Origin of the sequence: Streptomyces daqingensis (genome assembly GCF_014645895.1) — a bacterium.
Lineage (GTDB): Bacteria > Actinomycetota > Actinomycetes > Streptomycetales > Streptomycetaceae > Streptomyces > Streptomyces daqingensis.
On sequence record NZ_BMMP01000003.1, the window covers coordinates 394,282 to 410,980 of the forward strand.

The 16,699-nt window shown below is 73.7% G+C and carries 14 protein-coding genes; 9 read left to right on the forward strand and 5 right to left on the reverse strand.

Translation table 11 applies throughout. The features are described 5' to 3' along the window. Positions 1-5 precede the first annotated feature (5 nt). Entirely contained in the window at positions 6-266 is a 261-nt protein-coding gene (locus tag IEY56_RS06765) for a DUF4235 domain-containing protein (protein ID WP_189036255.1), read from the forward strand. 90 nt (positions 267-356) lie between these two features. Here IEY56_RS06765 and IEY56_RS06770 read toward each other — a convergent pair whose 3' ends face one another. Together IEY56_RS06770 and IEY56_RS06775 are read right to left on the reverse strand one after the other, a co-directional pair. Next, positions 357-1,553 (reverse strand): YihY/virulence factor BrkB family protein, encoded by a 1,197-nt coding sequence (locus tag IEY56_RS06770; RefSeq protein WP_189036142.1) that lies wholly within the window; start codon positions 1,551-1,553, stop codon positions 357-359. 79 nt (positions 1,554-1,632) lie between these two features. Continuing rightward, positions 1,633-2,313 (reverse strand): lysophospholipid acyltransferase family protein, encoded by a 681-nt coding sequence (locus IEY56_RS06775; RefSeq protein ID WP_189036143.1) that lies wholly within the window; start codon positions 2,311-2,313, stop codon positions 1,633-1,635. 313 nt (positions 2,314-2,626) lie between these two features. Between IEY56_RS06775 and IEY56_RS06780 the strand changes: the two genes are divergently transcribed. From IEY56_RS06780 to IEY56_RS06790, 3 genes are all read left to right on the forward strand, one after another. Then, positions 2,627-3,781, forward strand: a complete 1,155-nt coding sequence (locus IEY56_RS06780) for a glycerophosphodiester phosphodiesterase (RefSeq protein ID WP_189036144.1) — start codon at positions 2,627-2,629, stop codon at positions 3,779-3,781. A 169-nt stretch (positions 3,782-3,950) separates the two neighbouring features. Then, positions 3,951-4,580 carry a sigma-70 RNA polymerase sigma factor region 4 domain-containing protein gene (locus IEY56_RS06785; protein ID WP_229711665.1) on the forward strand — a complete coding sequence of 210 codons (630 nt, stop codon included), beginning with the start codon at positions 3,951-3,953 and terminating at the stop codon, positions 4,578-4,580. 114 nt (positions 4,581-4,694) lie between these two features. Continuing rightward, the gene (locus tag IEY56_RS06790; RefSeq protein ID WP_189036145.1) at positions 4,695-5,204 is read left to right on the forward strand and encodes a GNAT family N-acetyltransferase; all 510 of its coding nucleotides are present in this window, start codon (positions 4,695-4,697) and stop codon (positions 5,202-5,204) included. 100 nt (positions 5,205-5,304) lie between these two features. Here the strand turns inward: IEY56_RS06790 and IEY56_RS06795 are convergent, their stop codons facing one another. Further along, positions 5,305-5,691: a hypothetical protein gene (locus IEY56_RS06795; RefSeq protein WP_229711687.1), complete on the reverse strand. Its 387-nt coding sequence runs from the start codon at positions 5,689-5,691 to the stop codon at positions 5,305-5,307. A gap of 67 nt (positions 5,692-5,758) precedes the next feature. Then, positions 5,759-6,130: a hypothetical protein gene (locus IEY56_RS06800; protein WP_189036147.1), complete on the reverse strand. Its 372-nt coding sequence runs from the start codon at positions 6,128-6,130 to the stop codon at positions 5,759-5,761. A gap of 445 nt (positions 6,131-6,575) precedes the next feature. Here IEY56_RS06800 and IEY56_RS06805 point away from each other — a divergent pair, with 445 nt between their 5' ends. The 5 genes from IEY56_RS06805 to IEY56_RS06825 all read left to right on the forward strand — a co-directional run bounded on the left by IEY56_RS06805 (position 6,576) and on the right by IEY56_RS06825 (position 15,102). After that, positions 6,576-7,223: a GNAT family N-acetyltransferase gene (locus IEY56_RS06805; RefSeq protein ID WP_189036148.1), complete on the forward strand. Its 648-nt coding sequence runs from the start codon at positions 6,576-6,578 to the stop codon at positions 7,221-7,223. A gap of 183 nt (positions 7,224-7,406) precedes the next feature. Then, positions 7,407-8,729 (forward strand): precorrin-6y C5,15-methyltransferase (decarboxylating) subunit CbiE, encoded by a 1,323-nt coding sequence (gene cbiE, locus IEY56_RS06810; protein WP_189036149.1) that lies wholly within the window; start codon positions 7,407-7,409, stop codon positions 8,727-8,729. Between the two features lie 257 nt (positions 8,730-8,986). Continuing rightward, positions 8,987-12,679 (forward strand): nicotinate-nucleotide--dimethylbenzimidazole phosphoribosyltransferase, encoded by a 3,693-nt coding sequence (cobT, locus tag IEY56_RS06815; protein ID WP_189036150.1) that lies wholly within the window; start codon positions 8,987-8,989, stop codon positions 12,677-12,679. 272 nt (positions 12,680-12,951) lie between these two features. Then, positions 12,952-14,220, forward strand: a complete 1,269-nt coding sequence (gene cobA / locus IEY56_RS06820) for a uroporphyrinogen-III C-methyltransferase (protein ID WP_189036151.1) — start codon at positions 12,952-12,954, stop codon at positions 14,218-14,220. A 75-nt stretch (positions 14,221-14,295) separates the two neighbouring features. Then, on the forward strand, positions 14,296-15,102 hold the full coding sequence (locus IEY56_RS06825; RefSeq protein WP_189036152.1) for a TrmH family RNA methyltransferase: 807 nt from the start codon (positions 14,296-14,298) through the stop codon (positions 15,100-15,102). Positions 15,103-15,148: 46 nt separating this feature from the next. Here the strand turns inward: IEY56_RS06825 and IEY56_RS06830 are convergent, their stop codons facing one another. After that, positions 15,149-16,660, reverse strand: coding sequence for a serine/threonine-protein kinase (locus IEY56_RS06830; RefSeq protein ID WP_189036153.1), 1,512 nt, complete (start codon positions 16,658-16,660; stop codon positions 15,149-15,151). Between the last annotated feature and the right edge of the window lie 39 nt (positions 16,661-16,699).

The window sequence follows — 16,699 nt, forward strand, 5'->3', positions numbered from 1 at the left end:
CCGGGATGGTCAAGCTCCTCTACAAGCCGTTCGGCATCGTCTTCGGGCTCCTGGGCGGTGTGCTCGCCAGCGCGCTCTTCGGCAAGGTCTGGAAGGCCGTCACGCACCAGGACGACGCCCCCGACCCGTCGGACGAGCACCGCGGCTGGAAGGAGATCCTTCCCGCCATGGCCCTCAAGGGCGCGATCGCCGGCGTGGTCAGGGCTCTGATCCACCGCGGCGGCGCCACCGGCGTCCGCGGCCTGACCGGCACCTGGCCCACCTGAGCGGCCGGTCCGGACGGACAGACGGAGAGCGCCGGCACCGCGTACTCGCGGTGCCGGCGCTCTGCTGTGCCGCTCGCCGGGCCGGGGGCGTCAGGCCGCCCTGCGGGGGCCGCCTTCCTCCCCGCTCTCCCCGGGAGGGGGCTCGCCCGGGTCCGGCCGGTGTCCCCTGTGCTCTGCCGGGCCGGCCTCGCGGGCGCCGTGCCCGGGTCCGGCAGTGCCCGGGCCGCGGTCGCCGGGCGGCTGGTCCCCGGGGCTGGGCTCCGGGCCGCCCTCGGGCTCCCGGACACCGGAGTCGGGCCATTTGCGCGTGTCGCGGGGAGTGACGTACGGCTCCTCCTGGAGGGGGTGCCCGCCGCTGATGGCCCGCTGCCGCGCCATCTCCGCGTCGAACTCGAGGCCGAGCAGGATCGCCAGGTTGGTGATCCACAGCCAGACCAGGAAGATGATGACGCCGGCGAGGGTGCCGTAGGTCTTGTTGTACGAGCCGAAGTTGGCCACGTAGACCGCGAAGCCCGCCGACGCGGCGAGCCAGATGAGCACCGCCAGCGCGCTGCCCGGCGTGACCCAGCGCAGACCGCGCCCCTTGACGTTCGGCGCGCCCCAGTACAGCAACGCGATCATGAAGGCCACGAGGAGCAGCAGGACCGGCCACTTCGCGTAGTTCCAGACGGTCAGCGCCGTCGAGCCGAGCCCGAGCGCGTCGCTGGCCTGCTGGGCGAGGGGCCCCGTGAAGACCACCAGCAGCGTGCTGACGGCGAGCAGCACCATCAGCAGCAGCGTCAGCCCGACACGGACCGGCGTCACCTTCCAGGCGGGCCGTCCCTCGGGGAGGTCGTAGACCACGTTCGAGGTGCGGATGAAGGCGGCCACGTAGTTGGACGCCGACCACAGGGCGCCCAGCAGGCCCACGATCGCCAGGACGCTGCCGGTGCTGCTGCTGCCCTGAAGCTGCTGGATCGCGTTGGTGAGGATGTCGCGCACGGACCCCGGCGCGAACTTCGAGACGTTGCTGAGGAGCTTGTCGATGGAGCCCTTGCCGAGGATTCCGAGGATGGACACGAGCACCAGCAGCGCCGGGAAGATCGACAGCACGGCGTAGTACGTGAGGGCAGCCGCGCGGTCGGTCAGCTCGTCTTCCTTGAACTCCTTGAGCGTGCGTCGCAGGACCGACTTCCACGAACGTCCCCCCAGCTTTCCGGGGCTGTCCGCGGCGGCTTCCTCGGTCCTGGCGTCGGGACCCGCTGTCGGTTTCTCGGGCCGTCGGCCGTTGCTGTCGTCATCAGACATGCCCCCCGGGGTTGCCCCCTCGGCGTCGGCCAATCACGGGCGTGGGCCCTTCACCCGGGCGGCCCGTTCCGGCTGGCGCTCAGGCGGCCTTGGCCTTGGTGGCGTACATGTCGACGTACTCCTGGCCGGACAGCCGCATGACCTCGCTCATGACCTCGTCCGTCACTGCGCGCAGGACGTAGCGGTCGCGGTCCATGCCGTCGTAGCGCGAGAAGTCCAGGGGCTCGCCGAACCGGACAGCGATGCGCTTGCCCGGCGCGGGGCGCGGGATGCCGTTGCCACCCGGCTGGATCGCGTCGGTGCCGATCATCGCGAAGGGGACGACGGGCGCCCCGGTCATCAGGGCGAGGCGGGCGATGCCCGTCCGGCCCCGGTACAGCCTGCCGTCGGGGGAGCGCGTCCCCTCCGGGTAGATGCCGAAGACCTGTCCCTCCTCCAGCACCCGCCGGCCCGTCATCAGGGCGGCGACGCCGCCGCGTCCGCCGTCCCTGTCCACCGGGATCATGCCGACGCCGCTGAAGAACCAGGCCATGGCCCGGCCCTTGAGCGACTTGCCCTTGACGTACTCGTCCTTGCCGATGAAGAAGACCTGCCGGTCCGTGACCAGCGGAAGCACCATCGAGTCGATGAACGTGAGGTGGTTCCCGGCCAGGATCACCGGACCCGAGCCGGGGATGCGCTCGGCCCCTTCCACCTGCGGGCGCAACAGCACGCGCAGCAGCGAACCGAGGGTTGCCTTGATCAGACGGAAACGGGACAACTGTTCCTCCGGTCGACGACGTTCGAGCGCGTAGCCGCGCAGGTGAGGACGATACTTGCCGGTGGACGCGTCACGGACACCGGGTTCACCGCACCGATACGCAGAGTTGACGTGTGCCACGTCTTTCGTCCCCCATGCCCGGGTGGAGGGGGCTTTCCCGGCGTCCGGGTGTCATCTGCCCCGAGTTTCCCGCTTGTTCGGCCCTAAGCCTCCCCTCGGCGGTGAAGCCGCACCTACGATCAGCCAGGCGTCCGCCGGGGCCGTTCGGTGTCCGGGCGGGCGCATTCGGATGAGACGAGCTGAGGGAGAGCCCATGGGACAGGAGCAGAAGCCGGGTCGCAGACTCGTGCTCGGAGCGGCCGTGCTGGGTGCCGCGGGTGCGGCGTCGGTGGGCACGGGCGGCAGCGCGCTCGCGGACGACAGGAGCGGGGAGCGCGGTAAGAACAGGCCGGGCAAGCTGCCGGTGCCGGCCGTCGTGGCGCACCGGGGGGCCAGCGGCTACCGCCCCGAGCACACCTTCGGCTCGTACCAACTCGCCCTCGACATGGGCGCGGACGTCATCGAGCAGGACCTCGTGCCCACCAAGGACGGGCACCTCGTCTGCCGTCACGAGAACGACATCACCGCCACCACGGACGTCGCGGACCACCCGGAGTTCGCCGGCCGCAAGACCACGAAGACCGTCGACGGCAAACCGCTGACCGGCTGGTTCACCGAGGACTTCACCCTCGCCGAACTCAACACGCTGCGGGCGAAGGAGCGCATCCCGCAGACGCGCCCGCACAACACCCTCTACGACGGGCGCTGGCAGGTGCCCGCGTTCGAGGACGTCCTCAAGTGGGCCGACGAGCAGGGCAGGAAGCGCGGCCGCCCCGTCTGGCTGCACATCGAGACCAAGCACCCCACGTACTTCCGCAAGCTCGGGCTGGAGCTGGAGCCGCGTCTGGCGAAGCTGCTGCGCAAGTACGGGCGGCACCGCTCGCACTCGCCGAACTTCGTGCAGTCCTTCGAGCCCAGCAGCATCCAGCGGCTGTCGAAGCTCGTCGACTGCCCGGGCGTGTGCCTGCTGGACGCCCCCGACTCCCAGCCCTGGGACTTCGTGGAGGCAGGGGACCCGCGGACCGTGGCCGACCTGGTCAAGCCCGAGGGCCTGAAGTGGATGGCGCGTTTCGCCGACGGCATCGGGCCGGTGGTGGACCTCGTCATCCCGAAGAACCCCGACGGCAGCCTCGGCGAGCCGACGACGCTCGTGCGGGACGCGCACGCGGAGAACCTCGTCCTGCACCCGTACACGATGCGCAACGAGAACACCTTCCTCCCGCTGGACTTCCGCAAGGGCACCGACCCCAACGCGTACGGGGACGCCTTCGGAGCCTTCAAGGCGTACTTCAGCACCGGCATCGACGGCATCTTCACCGACAACCCCGACACCGGGAAGCTGGCGGCGGCCGACTTCCGCAAGGGCTGACGCGCGGGCGGCCCGGGCACCGTCCCGGGCCGTCACGGCAGCACGGTGCGGTCCGGCGGGGCGTGAGCTCCGTCGGACCGCACCGCTGTGTGCGCCCCCGCACTCGCCCGCTCGGGTGGCGTGACGCGGGCGCGGAAACCACGGCGCCCACCGGGCCGTCGCGACGGGCATGGACTCCTTTACAGCCGACGCCGGGCACCGCACGCACCTCCCGCGGGGCCGCCCGCCGGGCCCGCTCCCCGGCCCCCTCGATGAGCCGCCGCCGCAACTGCCGCCGCCGCTGCGCCGGTTGGTCGCGGCCGAATGCGCCGCCGAAGCACCCGCCGCCGGCGTCGAACCGGAGGACCTCCAGCAGGAGGTGTGGCTGCGCTGGCTGGAACGGGAGCACGCACGGCGCCGCGCCACGCCGGGGGAGCGCGGCGGCGCCCCCGCGGGCCCTTCCGCGGGGTGGCTGCGCTGCGCCGTCCGGGCGGAGGCGCGGCGGGCGCGGCGCCGCGCGGGGAGGGAGACGCCCTGGCCGCGGGAGGGCGTCACCGGCACGCCGGGGAGCGCGCCGCTGCACCAGCCGGCGGAGCTTGCCGTCCTGGCCGCCGAACACCGCCGCCTGCTCGACACTGCAGTCACCCGCCTTCCCGGGCGCTGCCCCGCGCTGCTGAGGGCGATGCTGTCCCGGTGGGACCTCACCTACCCCGAAATCGCACGTGAGTTGGGAATGTCACAGGGCAGCCTGGGGCCGCTTCGTTCCCGATGTCTGGGTTGCCTGCGCACAATGCTCGCGGCGTCAGATTGCGGAACCTGAAGTCGGGGGAATGCTGCGGACAGCAATCGGCGTCATCAGGGCAGACAGTCCGGACACGGCACCCTCGTCTTCTCCGTGCCCGGACTCATTCATGGCAAGGGGAGGCAGGCGCACATGGGCATGAGCGTGACCATCTCTGCGGCGGACGAGAGCGACGCCGAACAGATCCTCAAACTCCAGTACCTGTGCTTCCAGAGCGAGGCGGAGGCCTACGGCGACTACGCCATCGCGCCGCTCACGCAGTCCCTGGACGCGCTGCGGGCGGAGATGGCCGCGGGCTGCGTGCTCGTCGCCCGTCTCGGCGAGGAGATCGTCGGATCCGTGCGCGGCGCCGTCGACCCGGACGGAACGGCCCGCATCGACCGGCTCTGCGTCCATCCGCGGCTCCAGCGGCACGGTCTCGGCGGAAGGCTGCTCGCCGGGATCGAGGCCAGGCTCGCCGCGGAACGGCAGGCCAAGCGCTACCACCTCGTGGCCGGCCACCGCGGTGAGGGCAACCTGCGGCTGTACCGCAAGTACGGCTACACGCCCGTGAGCACCGAGCGGGACAGGAAGGTGACGCTCACCGCCATGACGAAGGACGCCGGGGGCACCGCCCCCGCGGCGTTCACCGCGCGCGCCTGACAGCTACCCCTCCGCCGACCGCCCCGGCCCGTCCGCCTGTCCGGCAGCGTGCCCGCGTGCCTGCCGCCTGCCGTCCCGCTGATGGGGGCGCCGGGCGGTCTCAGCCGCGGCCGCGCTGCGAGCGGCGCAGCCACAGCAGTCCCGTGACCGGCAGGATCACGGGGATGAAGAGATAGCCCATGCCGTAGTCGGACCACACCGTCGCGTCGGGGAAGGCCGAGGGCGCCGCCAGCGTCCAGCTGCCCACTGTCAGCACTCCCAGCAGCTCCACGCAGCAGCAGGCGAACGCGGCTCTGCGAGCCCGTTCGCCGCCGCGCACCAGGGAGAACGTGATGAAGGCGTACACGAGCGCGGCCAGCGCCGAGAGGAGATAGGCGAGCGGCGCTTCGTCGAACCGGGTGCTCAACTGCACGATCGAGCGTGACGCCGCGCCCACGGTGAAGATCCCGTAGAGCGTCAGCAACAGCGTGCCCGGGCCGCTTGCGATACGGCTCCGCCCGCCGCCGGTTCCAGGGCGCGACTCCGGCGGAGCCGCGCCGTCCCCGTGTGCGGTCTCAGCCACCGGTGCCGCCTCCCCACACGTCGTGGAGGCGGGCCTGGAGCGCCGCCAGCACCAGGGCGCCGGCGGCCACGGTCAGCGAGCCCCACTTCGTCCGCTCGGTCAGCGAGATCAGCCCCACCAGCGGCATGCACAGCACGACGGAGGCCAGGTACGCCACGAAGACCGCGGTGCCCTCCGCGGGCTCCCCGCCGCGGGCGAACTGCACGATGCCCACCGCCAGCTGCACCAGGGCGAGCAGCGTCACTGCCGCCATGCCGAGGAAGTGCCAGTCCTTGGTCGGCTGATCGCGCAACGCAGCCCAGCCGCACCACAAGGCCAGGAGGACGGCTGCCACGGCGAGCGTGACGGTGAGTGGCGTGAACATGGGCTGAGTTTATGAGGGGCCCGTTCCGCGTCCGCGTGCGGGCCTCACCCCGCGAGCGGAGGCGGAACGGACCCCTCCTCCGGCGAGGTCCGGCTCCGCTTCCGGACGGGCTCCGGCGAAGATCCTCCGGCGCGTGCCGCGGACTCCCGGCTTCCGCCCGTTGGGGGAGACCGGCCCGGCGCCGGGATGCTCACTGGTCGTAGCCGCCGGGGGCGGCGGACAGTCCCCGTATCGACATATCGGTACGTGACCCCCGTTCCCGCCTGCGAAGCCGCCGCCGACGCTGCGGCAAACCTGTTTCATGCTGCATGCTGTGCACTGCTGCAATCGTCTGGAACACCTTCAGGGACCCGCTGCCGCGGCCCTCCCAGAGCGACCGGCAGACCTGATGTGGTCCTCCGGGGAGAGCGACACCCCCAGACCCTCGATCCGTATGGAGCGGCGCATGACTTCGACCTTTCCGGATGTCTCGATCAGTACGGACCGGCTCGTGCTGCGCCCGCTGGAGGAGGCGGACGTCCCCTCCCTCACCGAGATGATGCGGGACGAGCTCGTAGCCGCGTGGACGACGGTCCCCGTGCCCTACCGCGACGCCGACGCACGGGAGTTCATCCTCAGGCGTGCCCCCGCCATGCGCACCGAGGGCGAGGGCATCGTCTTCGCCGTCACGGAGTTCCTCACGCACCGGCTCGTCGGGCTCGTACAGCTCGAGAACACCGACTGGCGCACCCTGGCGGCCGAGGTCGGCTACGTGACCGCGCCCTGGGGCCGGGGCGAGGGCTACGCCTCGGAGGCGGTGCTCGCGCTCGCCCAATGGCTCTTCGGGGACCAGAAGTTCGAGCGTCTGGAGCTGCGCACCGCCGCGGACAACACGGCCGCGCAGCAGGTCGCCCAGAAGCTGGGCTGCATCAGTGAGGGAGTCCTGCGGAACGCCTGGATAGCGCGCAGCCGCACCGAGGACGGCGGCTGGGCCGAGATCCGCACCGACCTGCTCGTGTGGAGCCTGCTGCCGGAGGACCTCGAAGGCATCCCGGAGGAACTCGCCGACGCGGGCGGCTACTCGTCGTACCCGGACTGGCTCCACTCCCGCTGACGCACACCCGGGTGCCCCGCCGGTCACAGCCCGGCACTCCTCCGGTCATCGGCCGTCCGGCAGACGCGGCGGCATCCGGATTCCGCATGCCGGGAACCGTCCGTACCCGGGGGCGGCCGGGCATCGCCGCAGAGGTAGGCTCGATGAGTCCCGACCTGCGACATGCCCTGGAGAGACGCACCGATGGCCGACCGCGTCACCGTGATCGGGTGGGACGGTTCGCCGCTGTCCGGCGCCGCCCGCTCCGCCCTCGGCGCGGCCACCCTCGTCGCCGGGGCCGCACACCACCTGCAACTCCCCGAGGTGCCGCGGGGCGCCGAGCACGTGAGGCTCGGCAGCGTCTCGCTGGCCGCGCGGCGCATCGCCCGCCACCGCGGTACGGCGGTGGTCTTCGCCGACGGCGACCCCGGATTCTTCGGCGTCGTACGCGCGTTGAGAGCCCCGGAGCACGGGCTCGAGGTCGAGGTCGTCCCCGCCGTCTCCGCGCTGGCCGCCGCGTTCGCCCGTGCCGGGATGCCGTGGGACGACGCCCAGCTGGTCGTCGCGAACTCCCGCACCCTGCGCCGCGCCGTCAACGTCTGCCGCGCGCACACCAAGGTCGGCGTCCTCACCTCGCCCGGCGCGGGTCCCGCCGAACTGGCCCTGCTGCTGGGCCCCGTGCACCGCACGTTCGTCATCTGCGAGGCCCTGGGCACCTCAAGCGAAGAGGTCACCGTCCTCACGTCGGACAAGGTCGCCGACCACACCTGGCGGGACCCCAACGTGGTGATCGTGGTGGGAGGTTCGCAGCAGGGCGCGTCGCCGCCGCCGGGAACGGCGGATGCACAGCCCGGCGAGGCCGCGGCGGGCGCCGGCGGCGCGGCGCACGGGCGTACCAACATGGGCCACCAGGGCGGAGGTTGGCTTGCGGCGCAGTCGCCGGGCTACCCGCCCCCGACACGCGGATGGGCGCTGCCGCACTCGTTCTACGCGCCCCAGGACCCGGCCTCGGGGCGCGTGCAGCCGCCGCGGGCAGGCGAGTCGGCGCAGCTCCGCGCGGGGCAACTGGCCCGCCTCGGGCCCCGCGTCGGCGACCTCGTGTGGGACATCGGCTCGGGCAGCGGCGCGCTGGCCGTCGAGGCGGCGCGTTTCGGCGCCGCCGTCATCGCGGTCGACCGCGACGACGGCGCGTGCGCGCGCACGGCCGACGCCGGCAGGCGCTTCGGAGTGCAACTGGACATCGTGCAGGGCGAGGCGCCGCAGATCCTGGAGGATCTGCCCGAACCGGACGTGGTGAGGGTCGGCGGAGGCGGCGTCCGCACAGTCACGGCCGTCGCCGAGCGCCGTCCCGGCCGCATCGTCGCGCATGCCGTGACGCGGGACGAGGCCGAGGCGATCGGAAGGGCGCTCGCCGAGGGCGGTTACGCCGTCGAATGCGCTCTGCTCCAGTCCGTCCAACTCGACACGGACGAGTGGGTGGAGAGCGAGAGGGCCGTCGTCTTCCTGCTGGCAGGAGTCCGCAACTGAGGCACTGCGGCCGGAAGGTGACGAACTCCGACGAAGTGCTGTTTCTCACCCTCCCGTGGCCGGAGGTCTCCCTGGCCCCGGGTAGGCTGACCGATCGTTGTGCCGCTGTGCGGGGTTGAGGGTTCGTCCGTCAATGTCCGGATGGCGAGTAGGCGGGGAATCGTGCCGCACCGTGCGGATGCTCGTTCTCCGTCTACGGGGGCCCGGCGGCCGTTCGCAGGGTTGGAAGAAGCACTACCGATGGGCGAGGGGTACGCATGACTGACACCGGCCGGATCCCGGGTGAGGGGCAGCCGGAGAATGCAGGCGGTCAGCCGGAGGTCCAGCAGTCGGGCAGCCCGGCTGCGGACTCCTACCCCTACGCGGGGCCGGCCGACGCCGCAGTCGGTGCTCCCGCACCCGCCCCCGGTGCCGAGGGGGATCTGCTGCTCCCGGGCTCCCACGGGGCCTGGAACGAGGCGCAGCCGGGCGTCCCCGCGCATGAGGCGTACGGGCAGGATCTCTACGCCCAGCACGAGGCGTACCCGCAGCAGGACGCCTACGGCAACCCGCTCGCGTACGGCCAGCACGCCGCCCCTCAGCCCGGTGAACAGCAGCCCGAGCAGACGCCGCCCGTTCCGGGCCCGCACGAGACGGAGGGCCGCGACTCGGGCTCGTTCGACTACGGAGCCGTACGGGCCTCCCTCGACGGCCATGCCGATTCACAGAGCCCCGGAGCCGGGCTCGGCGATGCCGCTGCCCCGGCGCCGCCGGCGCCTGAGCCCGCCGCACCGGCCCCGCCCAGGCGCCCCCTCCACATGGGCCCGCCGGAGCCGGAGCCGTCCGGGGCGGTGCTGCCGCTCTCGGACAGGGGGCCCGGCAACCCCGCGCCGGGACCGGGGCAGAAGTCGGCGCCCGTACCGGGTGCCGTGACCGCCGCTGCCCCGCAGCGCCCTACGGCCGCGCATGCGGCGTCGCAGGGCGAGCAGGCGGTGCCCCAGGTCGAGTTCGCAGCCGAGCAGGGTCCCTCGACGGGCGGCCCCGAGTACTACGAGTTCGCGCATCAGGACCCGGAGACCCTTCCGGGCCCGCAGCTCGGTGCGCTGCCGCCGCACGACGGCCAGTGGGACTACCAGGGACAGGCCGCGGAGGCGGCCGTGCCGGGCGCTGTGCCGCAGGACGCCGCGTACGTCGCCGACGGCAACGGCCCCGGCTCTCCCGCTCCTGCCGCGCCCTCCGTGCCCGAGGCGGGGCCGCCGGAGCAGCCGGGCGAACAGCTCCAGCCGGGCACGGCCCCGGCGGCCGGGCTGTCCGCGGACCTCCAGGAGCCGCAGGAGCTTCCCCAGGAGCAGGGGCTCCAGCACCACCCGGACCAGGTCCCGGACCAGCAGCCGGACCAGGTCTCCGAACAGCAGCTCGCAGAGCAGCAGGTCCCGTACGAGCAGCAGGCCCCGGCAGAGCAGGCTCCGGAGGCGGCACCATCGGCCGACGGTGCCCCGCCGGAGCAGCAGGGCCCGGAGGAAGCCGCCGCGGGAGAGCCGAGGCGGCGCCACGCTGCTGACGCGCCCGAGCCGGAGAGCACGGGCAACACCTGGGTCTCGACGCCGGGTTCGACAGCCGTGGAGGCCATCGAACCGCAGGCGGCGCCCGGTGCGGAGGCGGACCAGGCGCAGGTCGGGGAGGTGCAGGCCGAGGTGCCCGCCCAGGCCGAATCCCCTGAGGACGGCGGCCCGGGGGCAGCCGCAGCCGAGGCCGGTCCCGCAGCGGGTTCCGAGGCGGGTTCCGAGTCCGGGGGCGGCGGGAGCGAGGCCACGGGGCAGCAGGTCCCGGTCCCGTCCCAGGCGCAGCAGACCGCGGACGGGGACGGTCCCCAGGAAGACGGTGCCGCGGCAGCCGAATCCGAGGAAGGTCCGGGCGACGGCGACGGTGCCGCGTCCGCGCCCCCGGCCGGGACGGCAGTCGCGGGCATTCCCGCCCAGCAGCAGTCGGAGCACGCCGAGGCGCCGGGCGACGAGGACGGCGCCGAGGGGCCGGAAACCGGCGGGAACGAGGCCGCCGGCATGGTCCCCCGGCAGGGCCAGCACGTGGACGCGGAGGCGGAGTCCGCCGCGGAGGACGCCGAGGTTGCGGCCGCGGCGACCGCCGCGGAGGCGGACGCGGCGCCCGTCGCGGACGACGCCTCCGGCGCCGAGGAGGCAGCCGGCGAGTCCGGCCCCGGCGCCGCCGAGCCCGCCGGGCCCCCGGCCCCCGGTTTCGCGGACGACGAGCGCGAAGCCGTCCACCGCCTCATGCGTGAGCGGCGGGACATCCGCAACGGCTTCCGTTCCGACCCGATCCCGCACGAGGTGCTGCTGCGCGTCCTGGAGGCCGCGCACACGGCGCCCAGCGTGGGCCACTCCCAGCCCTGGGACTTCGTCGTCATCCGCTCCGAGGAGACCCGCCGGGCCATGCACGAGCTGGCCGAGCGCCAGCGCGAGGCGTACGCCAAGTCCCTGCCCAAGGGCCGTGCGAAGCAGTTCAAGGAAATGAAGATCGAGGCGATCCTCGATACGCCGGTCAACATCGTCGTCACCGCCGATCCCACCCGAGGCGGGCGCCACACGCTCGGCCGCCACACACAGCCGCAGATGGCGCCGTACTCCTCGGCGCTCGCCGTGGAGAACCTGTGGCTCGCCGCCCGGGCCGAGGGCCTGGGCGTCGGCTGGGTCAGCTTCTTCGACGAGCGTGAGATGGTCCGCGCCCTCGAACTGCCCGAGCATCTGGAGGTCGTCGCCTACCTGTGCGTGGGGTACGTCGACGAGTTCCCGCCCGAGCCCGAGCTGGCACAGGCGGGCTGGTCCAAGCGCCGCCCCCTGTCGTGGGTGGTGCACGAGGAGTCCTACGGGCGCAGGGTGCTGCCCGGGTCCGAGCCGCAGGACCTGCTCTCCGACACGGTCGCCGCGATCCGCCCGCTGGACGCGAAGGCGCTCGGCGAGGCTTGGGAGCGGCAGAAGCGCATGACGAAGCCGGCCGGTGCCCTCGGCATGCTGGAGATCATCTCCGCGCAGCTGTGCGGCCTTTCCCGCAAGTGCCCGCCGCCGCTGCCGGAGCCCGCCGCGGTCGCGATCTTCGCGGGGGACCACGGTGTGCACGCTCAGGGCGTCACACCGTGGCCGCAGGAGGTGACGGGCCAGATGGTCGCCAACTTCCTGGGCGGGGGAGCCGTCTGCAACGCCTTCGCCAACCAGGTCGGTGCCGAGGTCTGCGTCGTCGACGTCGGTGTGGCCGCCGAACTCCCCGCGCAGCCGGGCCTGTTGCCCCGAAAGGTCCGGGCGGGGACGGCCGACATGACGCAGGGGCCGGCGCTGACCCGCGAGGAGGCCCTCCGCGCGGTCGAGGTGGGCATCGAGACCGCCCGGGACCTCGTCGCGGCGGGCAACAAGGCGCTCCTGACGGGCGAGATGGGGATCGCCAACACCACGGTCTCCGCGGCGCTGGTGTCCGTCTGCGCGGGAGTCGACCCGGCCGAGGTGACCGGGCGCGGCACGGGCATCAACGACGAGACGCACGCCCGGAAGGTCGACGTCGTACGCCGCGCGCTGGAGCTCCACCAGCCGGACCCGGCCGACCCGCTCGGCCTGCTGGCCGCGGTCGGCGGCCTGGAGCACGCGGCGCTGGTCGGCCTGATCCTCGGCGCGGCCTCGCTGCGTACGCCGGTGATCCTGGACGGGGTCAGCGCCGGGGCCGCCGCGCTCGTGGCCCGCTGCATCGCGCCGGAGTCGCTGGCCGCGTGCATCGCGGGGCACCGCAGCTCGGAGCCGGGTCACGTCGCCGCCCTGACCAAGCTGGGCCTGCGTCCCCTGGTCGATCTGGACCTGCGGCTCGGCGAGGGAACGGGCGCGCTGCTGTCGCTGCCGCTGGTGCAGAGCGCTGCCCGCGCCATGCACGAAGTCGCGACGTTCGATTCGGCAGGGGTGACGGGCAAGAGCTGACGGTTGCGGCCGTCAGCCCGGCGGCCGCACCGTGATCCGCGGAACTGCGGATACGCCGCATCCCGCCATAGGCTGTACGGGTGTACGGGCCGCAGCCTGTACACCGGCCGCATCAGGCGCGCACCGCCCGGCCGGCGCACCCCGTGGGTCGCCGGATCAGCAGCGTCCCCGTGCCCGGCCGAGCCCGCGCCCGCCCGTCCACGTCCCCAACGCACCTCACGCCGCTTCAGCGCCGCAGCGGCCCACTCCGCAAGCAAGGAGCCGCAAGCGCCATGTCCGAGTCCCCGACCGGGCCCGCCTCCCACGACCCTGCGCAGGCCGGGGCCGACCACCCCGCCTACCCCGTCGGCCTTCGCCTCTCCGGGCGGCGGGTGGTGATCGTCGGAGGCGGCACCGTCGCGCAGCGCCGGCTGCCCGCGCTGCTCGCGGCGGGCGCCGACGTGGTGGTGATCTCGCCGTCGGTCACGCCGTCCGTCGAGGCCATGGCCGACGCGGGCGAGGTGACCTGGGAACGCCGTCCGTACGCCCCCGGCGACCTGGCGGAGGCGTGGTACGCGCTGGTCGCCACCGACGACCCGGCCACGAACACCGCGGCGTCCGCCGAGGCCGAGGAGCGCCGCGTGTGGTGCGTGCGCAGCGACGAGGCCGCCGCGGCGACGGCGTGGACTCCGGCGACCGGACACAGCGAGGGCGTCACGGTGGCCGTGCTCACGGGCAACGATCCGCGCCGCTCCGCCGCCGTGCGCGACGCCGTCGTCGAGGGGCTCCACGACGGCACGCTGAGTGCTCCGCGCCACAGGGCCCGCCATGCGGGGGTGGCGCTCGTCGGCGGGGGCCCGGGCGATCCCGACCTGATCACCGTGCGGGGCCGCCGCCTTCTGGCGGAGGCCGACGTGGTCGTCGCCGACCGCCTCGGGCCGCGCGATCTGCTCGCCGAACTCCCCCCGCACGTCGAGGTGATAGACGCCGCGAAGATCCCGTACGGACGGGCCATGGCGCAGGAGGCCATCAACGACGCGCTGATCGAGCACGCCAAGGCCGGGAAGTCCGTCGTGAGGCTCAAGGGCGGCGACCCCTTCGTCTTCGGACGCGGCATGGAGGAGGCCGAGCAGCTGGCCGAGGCGGGTATTCCCGTCACCGTCGTGCCCGGCATCACCAGCGCGGTGAGCGTTCCCGCGGCCGTGGGCATCCCGGTGACGCACCGCGGCGTCGCCCACGAGTTCACCGTCCTCAGCGGCCACGTGGCTCCCGGCGACCCGAGTTCGCTCATCGACTGGGAGGCCCTGGCACGCCTCGGCGGCACCCTGGTCCTGCTGATGGCGGTGGAGCGGATCGGGGCCATCGCCGAGACGCTCGTACGGTACGGCCGGGACGCGGCCACGCCCGTCGCCATCGTGCAGGAGGGGACGATGGCGGGGGAGCGCCGGGTGGACGCCACCCTGGCGACCGTGGCCGAACGTGCCGCCGCGGAGGCCGTGCGTCCCCCGGCGGTCGTCGTCATCGGCGAAGTCGTCTCCCTGGGCGGCCGTTCGCGTCCCTGACGCCGTATCCGGCGTTCTCCGCCGGGGCGCACCGCCCGCCGCAAGGACATGCCCCACCCACAACCGGAAGCAGCAGTGGCCCGATTCATCACGGTCGACGATCCCGACGACCCCTCGCTCGCCGACTTCACGGACCTGACGGACGTGGAGCTGCGCCGCCGCCGCGAGCCGGCGGAAGGACTGTTCATCGCCGAGGGCGAGAAGGTCATCCGCCGTGCGCTGCAGGCCGGTTACCCGATGCGCTCCATGCTGCTGTCCTCGAAGTGGGCCGAGCAGATGCGCGACGTCCTCGACACCGTCGACGCCCCCGCGTACGTCGTCGCACCCGAACTGGCCGAGCAGGTGACGGGCTACCACGTGCACCGCGGCGCGCTCGCCTCGATGGGCCGCAAGGCCCTTCCCGGCCCGGAGGAGCTGCTGGCCTCCGCCCGCCGCGTCGCGGTCATGGAAGCGGTCAACGACCACACCAACATCGGCGCGATATTCCGGAGCGCCGCCGCTCTCGGGATGGACGGGGTGCTGCTCTCACCGTCCTGCGCGGATCCGCTCTACCGCCGCTCGGTGAAGGTCTCCATGGGGGCGGTCTTCTCCGTTCCCTATGCGCGGCTGGGCAGTTGGCCCCACGATCTGCAGACCGTGCGGGACGCGGGATTCCTGCTGCTGGCCCTCACGCCCGACGAGCGAGCGGTGCCCCTGGACGAGGTGACGTCACGGCGTCCGGACCGTGTGGCCCTGATGCTCGGCGCGGAGGGCGACGGGCTGACGCGCCGTGCGCTGGAGGCGGCCGACGAGCGCGTCCGCATCCCGATGGCGCACGGCGTCGACTCGCTGAACGTGGGCGCTGCGGCTGCCGTCGCCTTCTACGCGGTCACGAGGGACTGACGGGGCCTGCGAAGAAGTGGGGAGCCGGGGCCGTCGGGTGACCCGCTCAGGGCTGCCGCGCGGCCCCGTCCGCGTGCGGACGCTCCGGCAGCGGCGTCAGCGGAACGGAACGCTGCGGTGCCGACCCCGCACCGCTGTCCGGCCCTTGGCAGCCCTGCGCCGTCGCGATGCCGAGCGCGACCAGGACCGTGACCGTCACGAAGACGACGAGCCGCTGCCGCAGCAGCCGCCGGTCGGGCGCCGGCGTGCGCCGCGGGCCGCTCGCCGGTCCGCGCGTGCGGCTTCCGCGCGGGCCTGGCCGGCCGGGCCGGCCGCCGCCGCCGGTCCTGGGCGCGTTGCGGCCTGTCGCCGTGCGCTCGCCGGTCCTGCCCGCGGACCCGCGCGGCGCCCCCGCTTCGGGGCCGTGCCCGCTGCCCGTGCCGTGCCGGGTTCCGCTCACTGACGTGTGACCGCGGTCGCCGCGCTCGCGGCCCCGTTCGGAGCCGCGACGCTCGGGGCGCTGACGGCTCTGGTACTCCTCCGTCCGGCGGCCTCGGGTCCGCTCTGCGGGAGTCCTGCCCCGCACTCCGCCGGAGCTCCCGCGCGGACCCGGCGCACGGGACGAACTCGACGCCGCACTGGGCCTGTTGAGGCCGTGGCCCCCGGAAGCGGTCGCTCTGGCGACGCCCTGCGCGCCACCGGCGCCCTCCCCTGCGGGCGACGGGCCGTGCAGCCCTCCCGCGCCCTCGGAGAAGCCTCGTGCCTCCCGCGCGGCGATCTCCTTGAGGCGCAGCGAGAGCTGGAGCGGGCTCGGGCGCTCCTCCGGGGCTTTGACCAGGCACGCTTGGATCAGCGGCGCGAGCGCGGCGTGCACGTGTTCCAGCTGGGGCTCCTCGTGGACCACCCGATAGAGCATCACCTCCGAACTGCCCTGCCCGAAGGGCGAGTCGGCCGTAGCGGCGTACGCGAGCGTCGCCCCGAGCGCGAACACGTCAGTGGCGGGGGTGACCAGCGCGCCCCGCACCTGTTCCGGGGCGAGGAAACCGGGAGAGCCGACGGCGGTGCCCACGTGCGTGAGCGTGCTCGCGCCCGTCGCCCAGGCGATGCCGAAGTCGATGATGCGCGGGCCCTTCGGAGAGAGCAGGATGTTGGACGGCTTCAGATCGCGGTGCACGACCCCCGCCTCGTGCACGGCCACCAGGCCCTCCGCCAACGAGGCGCCGACGGAGGCGACTTGGCTGGGGGGCAGCGGCCCGTGCTCGTTGACCTTGTCGTGCAGCGAGGGGCCGGGAACGTACTGGGTGGCGAACCACGGGCGGTCGGCGTCCAGATCCGCCGCGACGAGGCGTGCGGTGCATCCGCCGCGGATGCGCCGCGCGGCCGACACCTCCCGCGCGAACCGCGACCGGAACTCCTGGTCCTCCGCCAGGTCGGGGCGGATGACCTTCAGCGCGACGCGCTGCCCCCGGCGGTCCGAACCGAGGTAGACGACGCCCATGCCGCCCGCCCCCAGACGCCGGTGAAGCTTGAACGTACCGACGACTCGCGGGTCCTCGCGTCGGAGCCGCATCATCGCCATCTCGTTCCCCTGCCTCCGGTGGGAAGGCCCCGCCCCTGC

Bases quoted from the DNA above. Each gene is read 5' to 3' on its own strand.
- IEY56_RS06800 (WP_189036147.1), bottom strand. From the start codon at position 6,130: ATGTTCACGCCACTCACCGTCACGCTCGCCGTGGCAGCCGTCCTCCTG.
- IEY56_RS06790 (WP_189036145.1), top strand. From the start codon at position 4,695: ATGGGCATGAGCGTGACCATCTCTGCGGCGGACGAGAGCGACGCCGAA.
- IEY56_RS06805 (WP_189036148.1), top strand. From the start codon at position 6,576: ATGACTTCGACCTTTCCGGATGTCTCGATCAGTACGGACCGGCTCGTG.
- cobT (WP_189036150.1), top strand. From the start codon at position 8,987: ATGACTGACACCGGCCGGATCCCGGGTGAGGGGCAGCCGGAGAATGCA.
- IEY56_RS06770 (WP_189036142.1), bottom strand. From the start codon at position 1,553: ATGTCTGATGACGACAGCAACGGCCGACGGCCCGAGAAACCGACAGCG.
- IEY56_RS06830 (WP_189036153.1), bottom strand. From the start codon at position 16,660: ATGGCGATGATGCGGCTCCGACGCGAGGACCCGCGAGTCGTCGGTACG.
- cobA (WP_189036151.1), top strand. From the start codon at position 12,952: ATGTCCGAGTCCCCGACCGGGCCCGCCTCCCACGACCCTGCGCAGGCC.
- IEY56_RS06780 (WP_189036144.1), top strand. From the start codon at position 2,627: ATGGGACAGGAGCAGAAGCCGGGTCGCAGACTCGTGCTCGGAGCGGCC.
- cbiE (WP_189036149.1), top strand. From the start codon at position 7,407: ATGGCCGACCGCGTCACCGTGATCGGGTGGGACGGTTCGCCGCTGTCC.
- IEY56_RS06785 (WP_229711665.1), top strand. From the start codon at position 3,951: ATGGACTCCTTTACAGCCGACGCCGGGCACCGCACGCACCTCCCGCGG.
- IEY56_RS06765 (WP_189036255.1), top strand. From the start codon at position 6: ATGGTCAAGCTCCTCTACAAGCCGTTCGGCATCGTCTTCGGGCTCCTG.